The 16,983-nt window shown below is 59.3% G+C and carries 12 protein-coding genes and 3 pseudogenes; 7 read left to right on the top strand and 8 right to left on the bottom strand.

The window, feature by feature from the left end; translation table 11 throughout:
* Positions 1-246 (top strand): annotated as a pseudogene (locus tag IM265_RS20445) (recombinase family protein); the annotation flags it as partial.
* 258 nt (positions 247-504) lie between these two features.
* Positions 505-720, top strand: a pseudogene (locus IM265_RS20440) (LysR family transcriptional regulator); the annotation flags it as partial.
* Positions 721-1,037: 317 nt separating this feature from the next.
* On the opposite strand, the gene IM265_RS22090 reads toward IM265_RS20440, so the two are convergent.
* Positions 1,038-1,238, bottom strand: a complete 201-nt coding sequence (locus tag IM265_RS22090) for a helix-turn-helix domain-containing protein (protein ID WP_052768067.1) — start codon at positions 1,236-1,238, stop codon at positions 1,038-1,040.
* A 443-nt stretch (positions 1,239-1,681) separates the two neighbouring features.
* Between IM265_RS22090 and IM265_RS20430 the strand changes: the two genes are divergently transcribed.
* From IM265_RS20430 to IM265_RS20410, 5 genes and pseudogenes are all read left to right on the top strand, one after another.
* Positions 1,682-2,272, top strand: coding sequence for a TetR family transcriptional regulator (locus IM265_RS20430; RefSeq protein WP_047063004.1), 591 nt, complete (start codon positions 1,682-1,684; stop codon positions 2,270-2,272).
* Positions 2,273-2,904: 632 nt separating this feature from the next.
* Positions 2,905-4,035, top strand: coding sequence for an efflux RND transporter periplasmic adaptor subunit (locus IM265_RS20425; RefSeq protein WP_047063006.1), 1,131 nt, complete (start codon positions 2,905-2,907; stop codon positions 4,033-4,035).
* On the top strand, positions 4,032-7,115 hold the full coding sequence (locus IM265_RS20420; protein ID WP_047063008.1) for an efflux RND transporter permease subunit: 3,084 nt from the start codon (positions 4,032-4,034) through the stop codon (positions 7,113-7,115). The genes IM265_RS20425 and IM265_RS20420 overlap by 4 nt, the downstream gene beginning before the upstream one ends.
* A 258-nt stretch (positions 7,116-7,373) precedes the next feature.
* A pseudogene (locus tag IM265_RS20415) lies at positions 7,374-8,210 on the top strand (MipA/OmpV family protein).
* Between the two features lie 171 nt (positions 8,211-8,381).
* Complete coding sequence (locus IM265_RS20410; RefSeq protein ID WP_047955838.1) at positions 8,382-9,344, top strand: MBL fold metallo-hydrolase; 963 nt, start codon at positions 8,382-8,384, stop codon at positions 9,342-9,344.
* A 139-nt stretch (positions 9,345-9,483) separates the two neighbouring features.
* On the opposite strand, the gene IM265_RS20405 is transcribed toward IM265_RS20410, so the two are convergent.
* The 7 genes from IM265_RS20405 to IM265_RS20375 all read right to left on the bottom strand — a co-directional run bounded on the left by IM265_RS20405 (position 9,484) and on the right by IM265_RS20375 (position 16,969).
* On the bottom strand, positions 9,484-10,518 hold the full coding sequence (locus IM265_RS20405; protein ID WP_047955837.1) for a hypothetical protein: 1,035 nt from the start codon (positions 10,516-10,518) through the stop codon (positions 9,484-9,486).
* 152 nt (positions 10,519-10,670) lie between these two features.
* Positions 10,671-11,288 (bottom strand): membrane integrity-associated transporter subunit PqiC, encoded by a 618-nt coding sequence (locus tag IM265_RS20400; RefSeq protein ID WP_047063014.1) that lies wholly within the window; start codon positions 11,286-11,288, stop codon positions 10,671-10,673.
* The gene (locus tag IM265_RS20395) at positions 11,285-12,946 is read right to left on the bottom strand and encodes an intermembrane transport protein PqiB (protein WP_047955836.1); all 1,662 of its coding nucleotides are present in this window, start codon (positions 12,944-12,946) and stop codon (positions 11,285-11,287) included. Before IM265_RS20395 ends, IM265_RS20400 begins: the two co-directional genes overlap by 4 nt.
* Positions 12,943-13,566, bottom strand: a complete 624-nt coding sequence (locus tag IM265_RS20390; protein ID WP_047063016.1) for a paraquat-inducible protein A — start codon at positions 13,564-13,566, stop codon at positions 12,943-12,945. Before IM265_RS20390 ends, IM265_RS20395 begins: the two co-directional genes overlap by 4 nt.
* On the bottom strand, positions 13,563-14,222 hold the full coding sequence (locus tag IM265_RS20385) for a paraquat-inducible protein A (protein ID WP_047955835.1): 660 nt from the start codon (positions 14,220-14,222) through the stop codon (positions 13,563-13,565). The genes IM265_RS20390 and IM265_RS20385 overlap by 4 nt, the downstream gene beginning before the upstream one ends.
* Before the next feature lie 18 nt (positions 14,223-14,240).
* A complete protein-coding gene (locus IM265_RS20380) occupies positions 14,241-15,788 on the bottom strand; it encodes a DHA2 family efflux MFS transporter permease subunit (RefSeq protein WP_072208238.1) in 1,548 nt (515 codons plus the stop codon).
* A 20-nt stretch (positions 15,789-15,808) separates the two neighbouring features.
* Positions 15,809-16,969, bottom strand: a complete 1,161-nt coding sequence (locus IM265_RS20375) for an HlyD family efflux transporter periplasmic adaptor subunit (RefSeq protein WP_047063019.1) — start codon at positions 16,967-16,969, stop codon at positions 15,809-15,811.
* Positions 16,970-16,983 lie beyond the last annotated feature (14 nt).

Raw genomic sequence — 16,983 nt, 5'->3', positions numbered from 1 at the left:
GCAGCGTCAGAAGGGGGTTCGTGTATTCCTCAGGGAAGCCAGTGACAAGCTTGTTTTTGGAATCTTTGCCGCACAGGCGGAGTTTGAGCGAGAATTGATTGCCGAGCGAACAACAGCAGGTCAGGCCTCAGAAGGGACCCGAGGGAAGAAGGGGCGGCCTAAAAAATGACGCCAATAAAATCGCTACCGGCAATGGCATTAATAGGACGGCCAGAAACGAAAGTCAGTACATTATGCCACGAACTCAGGGGGTGAAAGTACGCTTAGTTTTCTTGCTCATTAAGTCATTTGTTTTGTGTTGAATGAGAATATAACCTTTAATCAGGTGGCCAAATTTTCTATGCCACTACAATCAGAGCTTCATTGAGGAATTCAGGTGTGTGTAATTTACGGGGCTTTTTGCTTATTGATAATGATCTTGTCATGAGTCCCTCTGGTTGAGAGTTTTCTCACTTAGTCCCGTGTCCACTATTGCAGGGTAGGATTAATCGAGGGAAGTGTCCCTCGCTGGATCTGATGCTTACATTGGACGGCGCAGGCTATGGCATCGGCTTGATGACTGCGACCAAGATCCCGGTAAGCCAACGATCGGATGTCGTTATCCGTCACCTGGCAGTCGAATCGGCTTTGACTATTTACTTGCTTCGCTCCGAGAACAACCGCTTGTCTGTTTCACTAGAGTGGCTTATCGATCGTCTGCGCGATGGCTTGGGCGAATAAATTTCCTGCAAACCGGTCTCAAGAATCCGCAGCAGACTGTGTATTCCTTTTCGAGCTTCTCGCTGTTGCCACGGAGGCCGGTGAACGAGCCACGGCTGGGGCGGGAAACCACTGCCACATTCCACAGCCATGAAGTGTCATGCGCGGTCGGAGTAACGTGCGGTACCCCGATAAAACAGATCATTCTATCCATCCACGGCACTCGAAGATGCCGTTGCTCTCGATCAACTGAGCCGGAGGTTGCGTTCAGCTATGTAGCGCCTCGGTGAAGTGCCGAGTGATTTGCGGAACATAGTCACAAAGTTACCGGCACTTTCTTAACCCAGACTATCGGCGACCTGTCGAACCGACATTCCAGTACTCAACCATTTCACCGCAAGAATGACTTGGATCTGCTGGCGCCAGCGTTCGAAGCTCATACCGGTTTCCTGAATAAGCAACCGTGCGAGAGTGCGTTCACTCAGGCCGACACGAATAGCCCAAGTGCGGACGGTCCCGCGGTGTATTGGGGCTTCCATGAGATCTTCTGCAGTCGCACATCGGGCGGCATTGGCAGGCGAAGATTCCCCCTTGGTACCACCTAAATTTCACCTAAAAGTAAACTAATCAGATGTGTTTCTGCCCTCTGGATAGAACATAGAGAAACTTGCGGAGCGGATCACTAGCTCACGTAACAATGGTGTCGCAGATATCGTGCAGAACTTCGACGGAAGACTCGAAGCAGCGCTTGAGTTGATGTAGGCGATTTAGCATTCGATTATACCTGCGGCCAAGATCTTGTGAAAGAAGCCTCCCGGCACATTGATCTCTGGTGCTAGCCGCGTCTCCCGGTCGGTCTTTATAAACCTTCATTATATGGCAGCAATGAAGCGCTTCGAAGCGTCGGTTTAGAGCAAACCAGATGCCTTATGGCACTAAGTGCCTTATTGTCACTTGGTGCCAGATATGACAGAATACTCTCATGGCAAATAAAAATCCCGGCCTTCGCGAAAGGCACAAAGAGAGCACCCGGAGGGAGCTATCCAACCTCGGGCTTGAGTTGTTTCTGAAACAGGGCTTTACCCACACGACCATCGAACACATCGTCGAGCCGCTTGGTGTGGCTAGGCGTACGTTCTTTCGCTACTTCAAGACTAAAGAAGATCTGATCTTCCTGTGGCACGACGAGAAGACGCATGAGCTGGTCGATGAATTGCGGGGGCGTCCCGACCACGAGGGGCCACTGGATGCGGTCAGAGAGACGCTGGCCACGACGCTCCTGCGGTATGACGCCAATCCTGACATGGCTTTTGCACTGGTGCGCCTGCTGAAGGAAACGCCGGCTCTGCTCGCCAAGGGATGCGAAAAGCGGATGGATCGGGAGGTGTCGCTCGCTGCCGCACTCGTGGAACGAGAAAGCGAGACCGGGCTGAGCATGCTCAAAGCGCGCATCATCGTGGGCGCGGTGACGTCCGCATGGACGGCTGCCCTTGACGAGTGGTATGCGGATGGCGGCAGGCAGAACCTGCGCTCCATCGTGGCCAGGGCGTTTTCATTGGTGGGCGAACTGTGATGGCAGCTATGCACGTCTTGTCGGGCCATCAGCAACGCTATCGTCCCCGGCTCATGACGAGCGTGCTGGTCGCTGCGCCTGGCCCTGGTCCCAGCCAGACCAGATGCGCTCAATGGCCCGGGGTCAACGGCGCGGTGTCGCGAGACAAATCGCAAACCCAGACAGGTGGCACAGACACGATCAGCACCACTTCGGGGTTCTCTGGCGCCAGGTTCTTGTGAGAGCCAGACCTGTGGGGAGATGCCCCTGCGACAGAAGAAGTGGCCCGCAGTGAGCCTGATGCGCGCAACGCCAATGACGTGAGTTCCCTGACGGCTATGTTCCCCGCGTGGCTGGATGCGGATACCTCTCTCCAGACCGCCGATGCGTCTGCAGTTGCGCGCACGCGAACGAAGTCCGGTATAAGGCGGATGTAATCACCTTATTCGGGCAGGAAGGCCCGGGTTGACAGCTCAGGGGCGCGCAGGAAAGCGCCATCGCCGCTGCTTACGATCGCACCCATCCCGGGTCTCCTTGTGCGCGCCGCAGGGAACCCGCCGTTATGGGCCGCAGTACCGCAGCCCACAACGACTGAGCAAATGGACGACGCTCCGTCTGCCACCCCTGTATCGCCCGTAAGGAAAATTATCGCCATGAGTCAGGAACAAGAACACCGTAACCAGCCCACCCGGGGACACCTCCGGCGGCACCGGATCGCGTATTTCGTGGGGGGAGTGGCCCTCGTTGTGACGGCGCTGGCGATAGTCGTCGGCAGGGGCGATACGACGCTGGAGGAAGCGACTGCCGCGGCGACGCCGGCGCTGACCGTCACATGCACCATCCCCCGGGAAGTCTCGTGGCCCATAGAGATCAGGGCTTCGGGTGCGATTGCCGCATGGGAAGAAGCCAGCATCGGTGCTCAGATTGGTGGTTATCAGCTCATCGATGTTCGCGTCAATGTCGGCGATATCGTCAGGAAGGGACAGATTATCGCTCGTTTTGACCCGGATCTGTTGCTGGCGGAACGCGCGGAACTGAAAGCGAATGCCGATCAGGCTGCCGCCAACCGGCAGCGCGCGCTCGCGTTGCAAAGCAGCCGCGCGATGAGTGAACAGGACGTGCTCCAGCTGGTGACTCAATCCAGGACCGCGGATGCGCTGCTCGCTGCCAATCAGTTGCGGCTGCGTTACACCGACGTCACTGCGCCGGACGATGGTGTCATCAGCCACAGGACTGCAACGCTCGGCAGCGTCGTTACGGTGGGCCAGGAACTGTTTCGCATGATTCGCCGGGGGCGCCTGGAGTGGCGTGGCGAACTGACCGCCGAGCAACTCGCTCAGGTCGAGATCGGGCAGCAGGTAACATTAGACCTTCCCGACGGCAAGACAGCGAAGGCGACGGTTCGCCAGACCTCGCCGATTCTGGATAGCACCTCTCGCCTGGCCACTGTTTACGCCGACATCCACCCTGGAAGCACGGCACGGGCTGGTATGTACGCCAACGGCAGGCTCGGACTCGGGACAGAGCCGGCGCTGGTCGTGCCCGCCGAGAGCGTTGTCATCCGCGATGGGCGCAGCCACGTCCTGGTGCTGGCCGACACCAGTGCCACGTCCCGCGTGTCGCTGCGAAGCGTCAGCGTCGGCCGGCGTAATGGCCGTGAGGTCGAGGTCACCGAGGGGCTTGGCAAGGACGAGCGTGTTGTTGTCCGGGGAGCCGGCTTCCTCAAGGATCGCGATCTGGTCCGGGTTTCGCAGGGGCAGCCTGCTGGGGCGGGCAGACCATGAATTTCGCTACCTGGTCCATTCGCAATCCGATCCCCTCGATCCTGCTGTTCGCACTGCTGGCACTCGCAGGGCTATGGGGGTTCCAGAAGCTGCCTACGCAGGATCTTCCAGACCTTGATCTACCAATGGTCACGGTCATGCTGACGCAGCCGGGGGCGGCTCCTGCGCAGCTGGAGACGGAGGTCGCGCGCAAGGTCGAGGATTCACTTGCGACCTTGAGTGGTTTGAACCATCTGCGCACATCGATCACGGATGGTTTGGTTTCAATCCAGGTCGAATTCGTGCTGGAGAAGAACCTGTCGGACGCGCTGATCGAAACCAAGAACGCGGTTGACAGCATCCGGTCTGATCTGCCGGATGATCTTCTGCAACCGACCGTCAGTGCTTCCACGAGCGTAGGTTCGCCCGTTCTGACCTACGCCATATCGTCGTCCCGGCTTAATGAGGAGCAGCTTTCGTGGTTTGTGGATGACACCATTGCCAAGACTATTTTCTCGCTTCCCGGAGTCGGTCGGTTCGAGCGGCTTGGCGGAATCGAACGTGAGGTTCGGATTGAGCTCGATCCGTCGCGCATGTCTGCCCTCGGCATCACGGCGGCGGATGTCTCCCGTGCACTGCGCCAGGTTCAGCAGGAATCTTCCGGCGGCCGTGGTCAGCTTGGCGGCCAGGAGCAGTCGGTTCGCACGATTGCCACGGTTCGCCAGGCATCGGAGCTTGCGGACCTGCGAATCGCGTTGTCCAACGGCAAGAGCTTCAGGTTGGACCAAATCGCGACCATCGTCGATGGTCAGGCCGACCCCACGCAGGCGGCCCTGCTCGATGGCGAGCATGTGGTCGGCTTCAGCGTGTACCGCGCCAGGGGCTTTGACGAGGTACGGCTGGCCGAGGGCGTTCGCGAGGCCCTGGCCGGCCTTCAACAGGCCGACCCGGCGCTCAGCCTGACTGAGATTTCGGGGTCGGTCGGCCAGACGCTTGAGCAGTATGAGGGCTCCATGGCGATGCTGTACGAGGGGGCCATCCTCGCGATGATCGTCGTCTGGCTGTTCCTGCGCGACTGGCGGGCGACGCTGATAGCCTCGACCGCTCTGCCGCTGTCCATCCTTCCGGCATTCGCGGCCATGGCCTGGCTGGGCTTCACGCTCAACACCGTGACGCTGCTGGCGCTGGCGGTGATCGTCGGCATCCTGGTCGATGACGCCATCGTGGAGATCGAGAACATCGAGCGCCACCGGCACAGGGGCAAGTCGGTCCGGGAAGCCGCAGAGGACGCCGTGACCGAAATTGCCCTGGCGGTGATGGCGACCACAATGAGCCTGGTGGTCGTCTTCCTACCGACGGCCATGATGAGTGGTATCGGCGGCCTGGTGTTCAAACAGTTTGGCTGGACCGCCGTGATCGCCGTGCTCGCTTCGCTGCTGGTGGCGCGCCTGCTCACACCCATGATGGCGGCCTACCTGCTCAAGCCCGAGCCGATCCCCGAGAAGGAAGATGGCCGGGTCATGCGCTGGTACATGGCAACGGCGCGCTGGTGCCTGAAGCATCGCAAGACGACCCTGAGCGGAGCGGTCATCTTTCTCGCGGCTTCGCTCGCCCTGGTGCCTTTCATCGAGACGGGCTTTATCCCCGCCTCTGATAGCGGCAGCACGACCCTGAGCATCGAATTGCCGCCAGCCAGCTCGCTGGAGGACACGTTGGCGGTCGCCGGGTCGGCCCGCAAAGCCATCGGCGATGTTGACGGCATCGCCCATGTTTTCGCCACGGTGGGCAAGGCGCAAAGTGCCGGCCCCGGTGGGGCGCAGGCGGGCGAAGTTCGGCGCGCGTCGCTCACGCTCACGCTGGGGCCGCGTAATGATCGCCCTTCGCAGCAGGTCATCGAGAAAGCCGTGCGGGAACGCTTGCTCGATGTTCCCGGGGCGCGCTTTGCCATCGGCGGCGGCGGGCCGGGCGAAAAGCTTACGATCATCCTCGCCAGCGACAATGCCGAGGCACTTAAGGCGAGCGCGGATGCGGTGGAAGCCGAACTGCGCGACGTCAAGGGCCTTACTGGCATTGCCTCGACGGCCAGCCTGGAGCGCCCGGAGATCATCATCCGTCCCGACCCGGAGCGCGCCGCCGAGCGCGGCGTGACGACCGAGGCGATCGGGGACGTAGTGCGGGTGGCAACCAGAGGCGATTTCGACGCTCAGGTGGCGCGCCTGAACCTCGACAACCGCCAGGTCTATATCCGCGCGCGCATTCCCGATGCCGCGCGGCAGGACATCGACACGCTCGGCAACATGCGCGTGCCGGGGCGCGACGGGTCGGTGCCGCTGGCAAGTGTCGCCAGCCTGACTGTGCAAAGTGGCCCCGCGCAGATCGACCGCCATGACCGTCTTCGCAACGTCACCATTTCGGCCGATTTGGGAGGTACCGCGCTCGGGACGGCGCAGGCGGCTGTGGCCAACCTGACTTCGATCAAGTCCCTTCCGTCCAGTGTGAAGGTGATTGAGGCCGGCGACGCGGAGATCGTTGCCGAACTCGGCGGGGGCTTTGCCATGGCGCTCGTGGTCGGTGTTTTGTGCATCTACTGCGTTCTGGTGCTGCTGTTCAGGGATTTCCTTCAGCCCATCACCATCCTCTCTGCCATTCCTCTGTCCATAGGTGGCGCGTTCCTCGCGCTTCTGGTCACGCGCAGCCAGTTGAGTGTGCCTTCGATGATCGGTCTGGTGATGCTTATGGGTATCGTCACCAAGAACTCCATCCTGCTCGTCGAGTACGCGGTTATCGGTATACGCGAGCGCGGATTGCCTGTTCACGAGGCGCTGCTGGATGCGTGCCACAAGCGTGCCCGTCCCATCGTGATGACCACCATCGCGATGATCGCCGGCATGTTGCCTATCGCGCTGGGGTTAGGTGCGGATTCTAGCTTCCGCCGGCCGATGGCCATGGCGGTTATCGGCGGCCTTATCACATCGACTGCCTTGAGCCTGCTGGTCGTGCCAGCCGTGTTCCTGTATGTGGACAGGATCGAGAAATGGCTGGCATCGCTTGGTTTTTTTCGACACACCGTACGCGCTACCGCTGACGAGGTTGAGCGATGACGCAACTAACCTCGTCACGACTCAACAGTCCTGCAATTCACTCGTCACATCGAAACTTGATGCGCAGCGCCTGCACTGACCCGTGCGGGACGACCCAGTGTCGTCCGGACGGTATGGAAATCAGGCAGACGGTGCAGTGCGGCCGTCTGCTGGTGATGGTCCGCGAACTCATCGAGATGGCCCGATGGCGTGGTCCGCGAGCTGCCATTCCCCAGTACAGGGGAGGCATTTTCACGTTTTCCTTAAAAGGGATCAATCATGTCATCTCGTCCTCAATGCGCAGTCCGCCTGCGCCGGCAGCCGTCTTACGCTGCGCTACCGATCCTGGTCGCTGGCATTTTTTCAACACCCGTTGCATGGGCTCAGACCGACGATACGAATAAGTCGGCGAGAGGTCAGGCGATGCCCGAAGCCGGACGCAGTGAACCGACGTGGGGGATTGGCGTTGCCGGTGGCATACAGTACCGCGTCTACCGCGACTTCGACGACCGCGTTCGAGGCTTGCCAATGATTACCTATGAGAACAAATGGATTCAGGTGGCCGGGCCTGTCCTGGACGTCAAGCTTCCGTCGGTCGGGCCGGTGTCATTCAGGCTGCGTGGTCGGTACATCGGGGAAGGCTTCGATTCGGGCGATTCCCCATATTTCGCGGGCATGCGCGATCGAGACTCCAGTTTCTGGCTCGGCGCCGCCGCCATCTGGCGTACCGGCATTGCCAATTTCTCTGCTGAAGTGCTCACGGATGCCATGAGCAACAGCGGGGGGATGCGGACGACGCTGCAGATCGACAGGCGATTTACCGCAGGCACAATCGGGCTGGCCCCGCGGCTGGCGGCCGAGTGGGTGGATGGCGAGTACGTGGACTATTAATACGGCGTAAGGTCAGACGAGGCACGGAGCTGGCGCCCGGCCTACGGCGGTAGTTCCGCGCTCAATACCGAAATCGGGCTTCGCGTGGACTGGCAGCCCGTGTCCAGTCACACCATGTTCCTCGACATGGGCGCCAAGCACATGGGCAGCTCGATCCGCAACAGCCCGCTGGTGGAAAAGAGCACGCAGTATGGCCTTGGTCTCGGCTACCTCTATCGGTTCTGAGAAGCGATTGATGGCATCGCCCGTTGTTGGCGTTTGCCGGGTATCGCATTCGACTCGAAATGAGGGGGATGCAACGTATTGGGAAGGTCTTCTGGAACACCGATTGGTGTGTTCATCGAGCGACTCATGCCATAGGCGTTCATCCTCATCGTCAATGTGGAAGGGGTGGCTATGGCAATTTTCGGCAAATCCAGACGTTTCAGGAATCTTGACGGGAGCGAAGCTCCCGGCACCGTGGTGCCGGCATTTCGGATGCTGGTCGTCGATAGTCTTGCAGGCCGGGGCCGTGGTGTACCGAGAAAGGCTTCGGTGCCGTGTGTGGTGCCCGATCTCGTCGCGATCGCCACTCCACCGGGCACGGGTGAAGGCGCGCGCCTGACCTGGATCGGGCATGCGAGCTGGCTGGTGCAGATCGAAGGGAAGTCGTTCCTCGTCGATCCGGTCTTCGGTGAGCTTGCCCTGGGGCCAGGGGGGCGGAATGTTCCGGCTGGCCTGCGCCCCGAGGATCTGCCATCCATCGACGCGGTGCTGATCAGTCACAACCACTACGACCATCTCGACCTTCCATCCGTGAAGAGCGTCGATGCGCCGGTGATCGCCGGCCTGGGCATGGCGTCGTTCCTCGCAAAAAAAGGGATTTCCGCAAGCGAGTTGGACTGGTGGCAGTCCATCGACATCGGCCCCGTGAGGGTGACTTTCGTGCCCGCCCAGCACTACAGCCGTCGCGGCTTGACCGACGTAAACGAAACGCTGTGGGGCGGATTCATTCTCGAGGGAGCTTCCGCCTGCATCTACCATTCGGGCGATACGGGCTACTTTGACGGGTTCCGGGAAATCGGCCGCCGTTTCCCGGTGATCGATGCTGCACTTTTGCCCATCGGCGCCTATGAGCCGTCCTGGTTCATGCGCCGCCAGCACATGAACCCCGAGGAGGCTGCCCGGGCCTACAGGGATCTTGGTGCCGGGTGCTTCTTCGCCATGCACTGGGGGACTTTCAAGCTGACCTACGAGCCGCTAGACGAACCGCCGGTTCGCCTGGCAGCAGAGTGGGAGCGCCTTGGACTTCCCGCATCGGAAAAGCGGGTTCTTGCCGTTGGCGAAACCGCGGACGTGTGGCGTTATCCGAATGACTAATCTCATACCCGCCGGGCAGTCAGCGCATTGTCGTACAGACAGAAAATGAGTAAGGCCTTGACGATTTCCGCTGGCAGCCCGGTCCCCACGCTTTCTTGGCGGAAGCCTGGGTGGATCCTGCAAGCCCTGGCGTCCCACGCTAGTCTGGCAATGCGGTATGCACCTGACGTAAATCCACCCGGCCGATTGTCCCCCTGATGCGTCCCAGCCACAGGGTGCCCTGAATTTCGACTGCGCCGCTCGCCAGAGGAAAATCCGCGCAGTCAACCAGCGGCTGCACGCTCATTGTTTGTGGGTCAATGCGTAGCACGCGCGCATTCCCGCACGCAGCACCTTCCTTCCCGGAGAAATACTCAACGATTTCCCGTAGGGTGCCTTGCTGGCCCGCGAGCAAAAGACTACCGTCCGGCGCCCAGTGTACATTGTCGCTGTGGAAACCGGTTTGAATTACATGTTTCTTCGCGGCACCGGCTCTGAACGAAAAGCGGTTAAAGGTCTGGCGGACAGAATCTGCGTAGTAGAGCCATTCTCCGTCAGCCGACGTTTCGATTCCGTTCGGCATCAGGTCGCCTCCGGTATCGACCTTGCTCCATCCGGAACGGGAACTCCAGGCCAGCACCTCACCGATGCTGCGCCCACCCTCGATTTCCTCGAAATTCAGCGCACGACCTCCCTTCTTGGGGATGGGCAGCGTGGTCTGCGTCATCACGAATCCGTCGGGCATTGGTGCGACCCCGTTGCCGGTCACAGAACCCGGTGTAAGCACGCAACCCCGCCAGTGGATGCGGGGCAGAACGTCACGGGTATCGACAGTGAAAATCTCCACGGATTCGCGGACGCCGTGATGCACGACGAGGAGCTGGTGGACACCGTTCGCGCCACGACGAATGGTGAGTCCGTGTGGATTGAAGCGCTCTGGCGGCCGGTCGGGCTGGCCGTGAAAGGTGTGCGCGTCGAAGCGTACCTGCGCCTCCGGAGAGGGATAAAGGGCACGGATTGCATGCGTGGATGTGTTCACCAAATCCAGTCGCCCTTCGCCATCGGGTGCCAACGCTCTCACGCTCACGATCAGCCAATGCGTGCCTGGAATTCCAGTCAGGTCTTCAGAGGCTTCGATTGATCCCACCGGCGCTACCTGCGTTGCACCGTTTGTCAGGTTCTTGGGTGTATCCATTGTCATTCAACCCTCAATGTTTATGGGGAGGTGGTTCAAGAAGGCGAGGTCCACCCTCTCGCGATTGCGGATGCTGTCTATCAATCTACTATCGTCGGACTCCCGATCACATCCTCCGTCGATCACGGGCAGGACGCGCAATACTCCCGGGGTTACTCCTGTGGGTCCACGCAAGCTGCCTGACGAGAATGTGCCCAGGCTCGTGCATCTGTCGCTATCCTCCTGGCTAACGCAGCGACCAGTCGTTGTTGGGCCTGAACCATTTCCGGATAGCCTCCTGGCGCGGGCTCATCCAGATAGCCCCGGCAGACCAGCCGTGGCTTTCCCGCCTCATTCGCGAATCCCAAACTCCAGTCGGCATCAAGCTGAACCCGTTGTCCGGGCCAGGCATCAAACCGACGCAACTGGAGTTTGATTCTGAGTACAGGCCTGGCAGAGGTCTGTGGCAGCCCGGCCACATCCTGGGTGGCCAACTCATGCGTCAGTACTGACGATAAGGCACTACGAATTTCGTCATCCAGCGGGCCAGTCCAGCGCTCGTTATCAAGGACAACGGCACCAGCGGCGCCCTGTCGTACGACCAGTTGTGACTGATCGTTCTGTGACGGGATACCGACCGGCAATACATCAACCATGAAGGGGGCCGGTGGCTTCGTCGTTATTGTTTCCCCGGACGGTGCGAGAAGTGAGTAGTAATGTACTGGCGGAGACGCGCAGGCATTCAGAAAGAAGACCGGCACGAGAAGCCCAGAAAAACGGTAACTTTTCATTGATGCGATTCCTGTTGACTTACTGTGTTGTCTTTTCCTGTGGCAGGAGGCGAGGGAGATTCCGGGCGTCCGCGCAACAGTGATTCAGGATGCCGGCCAAGCATGTCTGTCAGCACCCGTAGTGAGCGAGATACCCGCTGAACTTCCTGTAGCGTCTGGCCCAGGTTTTGCTGTAATGGCGCATCTTCGGCCAGCACACCTTGTGCCGCACCAAAGGCCTGCCGGGCCTGCAGCAGGGTCTGCGTGGTTTGCGGTAACGTCTGGCTGTTGACTTGCTTAAGGGTCTTGTCAAGTTCTGCTAATGTGCTGTCGAGGTTTCGCCCGATTGAGTCGAGGGGCATCTTCTCTATCTTGCCGACGATGCTGGCCACCTGCCCCTGCAACTGATCGAAACTGCCGTTGATTGTGGGAACGCTTAGTGGGCGTGCCGATATGTCTATGGTTCTTTTCGGTGCATCCGGAACAAATTCCAGCGAAACATAGAGCTGTCCGGTCAGCAGATTTCCTGATCTCGCCTGCGCGCGCAGGCCATGTTCGACCAGTTCTCTCAGAAATTGAGCGGCTTGTTGCTCTGTATTTGTACCAGGCAATTTATCCAACAGACGCCCAAGACGTTGTGGATACACCACGATGCCAACGGTTGTGGGGAATCGGAGCGTACTTGGATCGTAGTCGAGGTTTATTGATACCACCCTGCCCAGATCCATCCCCGAGAATTGAACCGGAGCACCTACAGATAAACCGCGTAGTGCCTGGTCGAAGCGTAGCTGGACGAACTGCTCCGGCCCGTCGGGTTCAGCCATGGCGCTGGCTTGATCCGGTGCAAGACTGAACTGGGTATTTTCAGGTGCCTTTTGCGTGTGATCTTTGCCGCGTGCAGAGGCGGCGAAAGCAATTCCTCCCGCCACAATTGTGGCCACGGATTGCGTTTTGAGCTTGAGTCCGTCAGCACCCAGCGAAACATCCATCCCACTGGCATTCCAGAATCGGGTATCGGTAGTGACAAAGCTGTCGTAGGGTTTGTCGATGAAGACCTGCAGGCTGACGTGATTACCATCATCATCAAGCTTGTAGGAGGCTACCCGGCCCACCTGGATACGCCGGAAGTAGACCGGCGAGCCAACATCCAGCGACCCCAGATCTTCGGTATGCAGGACAAATGACTTTCCGGGCATACCACCAATAACCGTTGGCGGCGTTTCAAGGCCAGTAAAGACTTTGCTGGATGCATGTTCCGATCCAGCATCCGCCGCAATATAGGCGCCGGAGAGAAGTGTGTCGATGCCTGATATACCGCCGGTGCCAATACGCGGGCGCACGACCCAGAACCGCGTGTCGCTGCGGGTCAGACTTTCCGCGCTCCTGGCCAACGAGACCGTGGCGGCAACGTGCGAGCCGTCGTCGCTGAGTGTGATTGCCGTTACTGTGCCCACGGTCACGTCCTTGTACTTGACCGGTGTTTTGCCTGCCTCCAGTCCTGCCGCTGTACGGAAAGCTATAGTGATTTCAGGACCAGCTGACAGCCAGGTATGCGCCAGCATTGACAGCCCGACCAGTGCAGCGATGGCTGGTACCAGCCATACCAGGGAAATACGCCAGCGACGGCGGGCCACTGCAGGATTGCCGGGCTGGTGGATATGTTCGGGTTCGTTATTCATTCCGGTTTATCATCCCATATCAGACGGGGGTCGAAGGTCATAGCTGAGAGCATGGTAAGGATCACCACCACGCCAAAGAAGAAGATGCCAACTCGTGGCTCGATATCACTCAGGCCCTGGAACTTGACCAGCGCGGCAACTACAGCCACCACCAGTACGTCGAGCATTGACCAGTAGCCGATCACCTCAACGAGCCGGTAGAGTCTGGCTCGCTCGCGTCTCGCCCAGTTACTGCGTCGTTGTGAAGTTATCAGCAGCAGTGTGAGGACAAGAAACTTGGTGCAGGGAACTGCCACGCTGGCAATGAAAATCACCAGAGCGATGCCATAAGACCCGGATTTCCAGAACTCGATAGCGCCGTTCATGATGGTGCTACCGCTGCCACTGCCGAGTAGGCTGGTATACATAACCGGCAGCACGTTGGCCGGAATGTAGAAAATCAAGCCAGCGATCAACAAGGCCCAGGCCCGCACAATGCTGTCGGGGCGCCGACGATGCAGTGATGCGCCGCAGCGAGGGCAGTGTACGTGCTTCGTTTCGTCGAGCTTGTCCTGGCAAACGAGTCTACAGATATGGCAGCCGATGACACCCAGGTGGCACGCGCGGGGAGGCAGATTCATGTGCGGCCCGCCTGCCGTTGCTGGTTGTATTCGGTCAGCTCCCACAGCCAGTGGATATCGCGGCTCGCGATCAGCGTAATCAGCAGCACTAACACGGCCGTGGCCCAGATCCCCGGTCCGGGTGCTACCTGGAGGAAACTTGACAGTTTGATGACCGCCACCAGAATGCCGAGCAGACCGACCTCAATCATGCTCCAGGGGCGCAACGCGACCAGCATCCGCATCGCCTGCGCGAAGCCTGGCGCACGCCGACCAGTGCGGGCAAAAGCCAGCACCCAGGCCAGCAGAGTGATCTGTAGAAGTGGTGCCACGATGATTGATATTGCAGTTGGTACTGCAATGGGAGCGCCAGGTCCGTAGGCGAGCGCCGCCGTCGACTGCCAGAGCGTGGTCTCGTTGTGCAACCCCTGCATACTGATGCGAACGACCGGGCAGACGTTGGCGATCACGAACACGATTGCTGCGGCGACGGTCAGCGCCAGCCAACGATCGACATCCAGACGGTTGGCGCGATAGAGGATGGCAGTACATTGCTCGCAGCGTGCAACCTCGCCCGGGGCCAGCGCGATGCGCCGGTACACCCTGTCGCAGTGCTCGCAGACAACGAGGTCTGGAAACACGATGAGTTTAGCGGAGAGACTCAGTTTCTTTGCCATGGTTTTATGCCCTGTTGTTTAGTGACCGCCGCTCATGTCGATGGGTCCCTTTGGTTTTGGAGAGAACCAGATTAATGCGGCGGCGAAGGCGAAGCAGAAAGCAATCGCAGCGAACATGTTGAGTGTTGCGAGCATGACGCTCTGGCCCTCAACGATGCTGCTCAGCGTAGATGTGGCAACCTCTCTCGACATTCCACTGGCCATCATGCTGTCGAGGGTGGTTTGTCCCTGAGTCATCGCGCTTGCCAGTTCAGTCTGGTTCTCACGTGTCGCGTTGGCCCACCCGGTCTGAACTATTGAAGTCGCAAACGCGCCGGCGAGCGTTCGCATGAAATTTGAGATCCCGGCCGCGTCGGCCTGTTCTGCTGTTGTGACGCTCGCCATACACAGACCGGTTACAGGGATGAAAAACATCATCAGGAATGGGCCCGTCAGCAGCATCGGCCAGGCCATCTGAATGAAGGTAATATCCGGCGTGAATCCCACCCGCCACGCAGATATGCCACCAAGTCCCAGCAATCCGACCGATACAATCAGCCGTGGATCGAGCCTTGCCGCTACCTGACCGATGATGGGGGAACTAATTACTGCGAGAATCCCCATGATCCCGGTGGCATATCCTGCCCACGTGGCGGTGTAGCCCATGTTCTGCTGCAGCCAGAGCGGGATCAGAACAATACTGGCGAAGAACGCACCAAACGCAACCGAGTAGGTAATGGAAGCCGCAACGAAGCCGCGATGGCGAAACACGTGCAGATTAACGATGGGATTCTTTTCGGTCAGTTCCCACATCAGGAAGGCGACAAAGCCGATTACTGCAATCACTGCAAGCACGCGGATTTCTGTTGCAGCGAACCAGTCATGGTTGCGGCCTTCATCAAGCATGATTTGGAGCGCACCGACCCACACAATAAGCAGGCCAAGACCCACTACATCAATCGGAGACCGGGTGACCGTTTCCTGCTGGCCTCGCATCAGGTACAGAAGTCCTAGGCCACCGGCGGCAGCAATTGGCACATTGATGAAGAATATCCACTCCCACCCGACGTTATCGGAGATCGTGCCGCCAAGAATGGGACCGGCGATCGGTGCGACTGTGGTTGTCATCGCCCATATGATTGTCGCGATTGTCGCCTTCTCAGGTGGGAAGATACGCAGCAGAAGGGTCTGCGAAAGGGGAATGATCGTGCCACCGGCCAAACCCAGGAATATGCGCCCGGCGACGAGCATGCCAAGCGTGCCCGACAGGCCACACACTAGCGAGAGCACGCCGAAGGCCAGATAAGAGGTAATGAACACACGATAACCACCGAAGCGGCGCATGAGCCACCCGGTAAGCGGCACAGTGATCGCTTCGGCCACTGCGTAGGAGGTGATAACCCAGCTTGCCTGGCTGGACGAGACCCCTAACCCGCCGGCGATATGGGGGATCGAGACGTTGGCGATAGTGGTATCCAGCACGACCAAAAAATTGCCCAGCCCGATCAGGATAGCGGCGAGGATGAGTTTCCCGCCCCTTAATGACCGGGCGGCTGGATTTTCATGCTGAGAGATGGAATCAACCATTATCGTCTGGTTCCTCACAATCAGTTGGAGACGTCGATATCGGCGGTCATAGACAGACCGACACGAAGAGGATGCTCTGCAAGCTGTTGGGGATCGAGTGCAATCCTTACTGGCAGGCGCTGGACGACCTTGATCCAGTTGCCGGTTGCGTTTTGCGCCGGCACTACAGAAAAGGCCGAGCCGGTACCGCCGGAGAAACCGACGACTTTGCCGTCATACTTAACGCTATTACCGTAGAGGTCTGAGGTGAGCTTAACCGACTGGCCTGGCTTAACCTTCCTGAGTTGACCCTCCTTGAAGTTGGCGTCCACATAGCTGGCGTGGATCGGGACCACGACCATCAGCATTGCGCCAGGCTGCACACGCTGACCAACCTGCACCTGGCGACGGGAGATGATCCCATCAACGGGTGCACGAAGAATGGTGCGTTCGAGGTCGACCTGAGCCTGCTCCCGTGCAGCACGTGCTGCCAGCACCTCGGGATTGGTGTCAGGTGTACTCTTGTCTATAAGTGCCCGGTTGGCGTCACGGCTCCCGATGGCAGTGGCACGATTGGCCGCGGCCTGCGTACGGGCTGCTTCAGCAACTCTCAGACTGGCGAGCGCAGTGCTGTAGGCATTGCGCGCTGTGGTCAACTCTTCGCCTGAGACGGAGCCCGACTCAGCCAGGGCGTTGCGGCGGTCAAGATCGATTTTCGCTCTGGCAAGATCAGCCTGTGCAGAAGAGACCTGCGCCTGGGCGCGCACTTCGTCGGCAGCCCGTGCCGCTATTTGCGCGTCAAGACCGCCATCCGTGGCGATAAGACCGCGCACGCGGCGTTCAGTCAACGCCAGCTCAGCTTCGGCGCGCTTTAGCGCTATCCTGGCATCCGTATCGTCCAGTCGAACGAGAACATCCCCCTGTTTCACGTGCAGCGCATCATCCACCAGGACTTCGCGCACAGGCCCCCCAATCAGAGGGGTCACCTGAGCGATATTAGCCCCGACGTAGGCATTGTCGGTTTCAGCATGGCGGGATGCGACGAAAAGATCATATGCGTAATAGCCACCCCCGAGCGTAGCGACGCTCGCCAGCAGGGCCAGAAATAGCCGCTTTCGCCTGGCGTTTTGCGCTCTGCTATCCGCAGCAGTATTGTTGGCAACGGGAACATCTTGTTCAATGGTATTGGTGGATTCAGACATGGCTCGGATTTCCT

This window comes from Enterobacter cloacae complex sp. P17RS (assembly GCF_014895885.1).
In the GTDB taxonomy this organism is placed as follows: domain Bacteria; phylum Pseudomonadota; class Gammaproteobacteria; order Enterobacterales; family Enterobacteriaceae; genus Enterobacter; species Enterobacter bugandensis.
This window is presented reverse-complemented; position numbering and strand designations above follow the sequence as displayed.

Bases quoted from the DNA above. Each gene is read 5' to 3' on its own strand.
- IM265_RS22090 (WP_052768067.1), bottom strand. From the start codon at position 1,238: ATGGAAGCCCCAATACACCGCGGGACCGTCCGCACTTGGGCTATTCGT.
- IM265_RS20430 (WP_047063004.1), top strand. From the start codon at position 1,682: ATGGCAAATAAAAATCCCGGCCTTCGCGAAAGGCACAAAGAGAGCACC.
- IM265_RS20425 (WP_047063006.1), top strand. From the start codon at position 2,905: ATGAGTCAGGAACAAGAACACCGTAACCAGCCCACCCGGGGACACCTC.
- IM265_RS20420 (WP_047063008.1), top strand. From the start codon at position 4,032: ATGAATTTCGCTACCTGGTCCATTCGCAATCCGATCCCCTCGATCCTG.
- IM265_RS20410 (WP_047955838.1), top strand. From the start codon at position 8,382: ATGGCAATTTTCGGCAAATCCAGACGTTTCAGGAATCTTGACGGGAGC.
- IM265_RS20405 (WP_047955837.1), bottom strand. From the start codon at position 10,518: ATGGATACACCCAAGAACCTGACAAACGGTGCAACGCAGGTAGCGCCG.
- IM265_RS20400 (WP_047063014.1), bottom strand. From the start codon at position 11,288: ATGAAAAGTTACCGTTTTTCTGGGCTTCTCGTGCCGGTCTTCTTTCTG.
- IM265_RS20395 (WP_047955836.1), bottom strand. From the start codon at position 12,946: ATGAATAACGAACCCGAACATATCCACCAGCCCGGCAATCCTGCAGTG.
- IM265_RS20390 (WP_047063016.1), bottom strand. From the start codon at position 13,566: ATGAATCTGCCTCCCCGCGCGTGCCACCTGGGTGTCATCGGCTGCCAT.
- IM265_RS20385 (WP_047955835.1), bottom strand. From the start codon at position 14,222: ATGGCAAAGAAACTGAGTCTCTCCGCTAAACTCATCGTGTTTCCAGAC.
- IM265_RS20380 (WP_072208238.1), bottom strand. From the start codon at position 15,788: ATGGTTGATTCCATCTCTCAGCATGAAAATCCAGCCGCCCGGTCATTA.
- IM265_RS20375 (WP_047063019.1), bottom strand. From the start codon at position 16,969: ATGTCTGAATCCACCAATACCATTGAACAAGATGTTCCCGTTGCCAAC.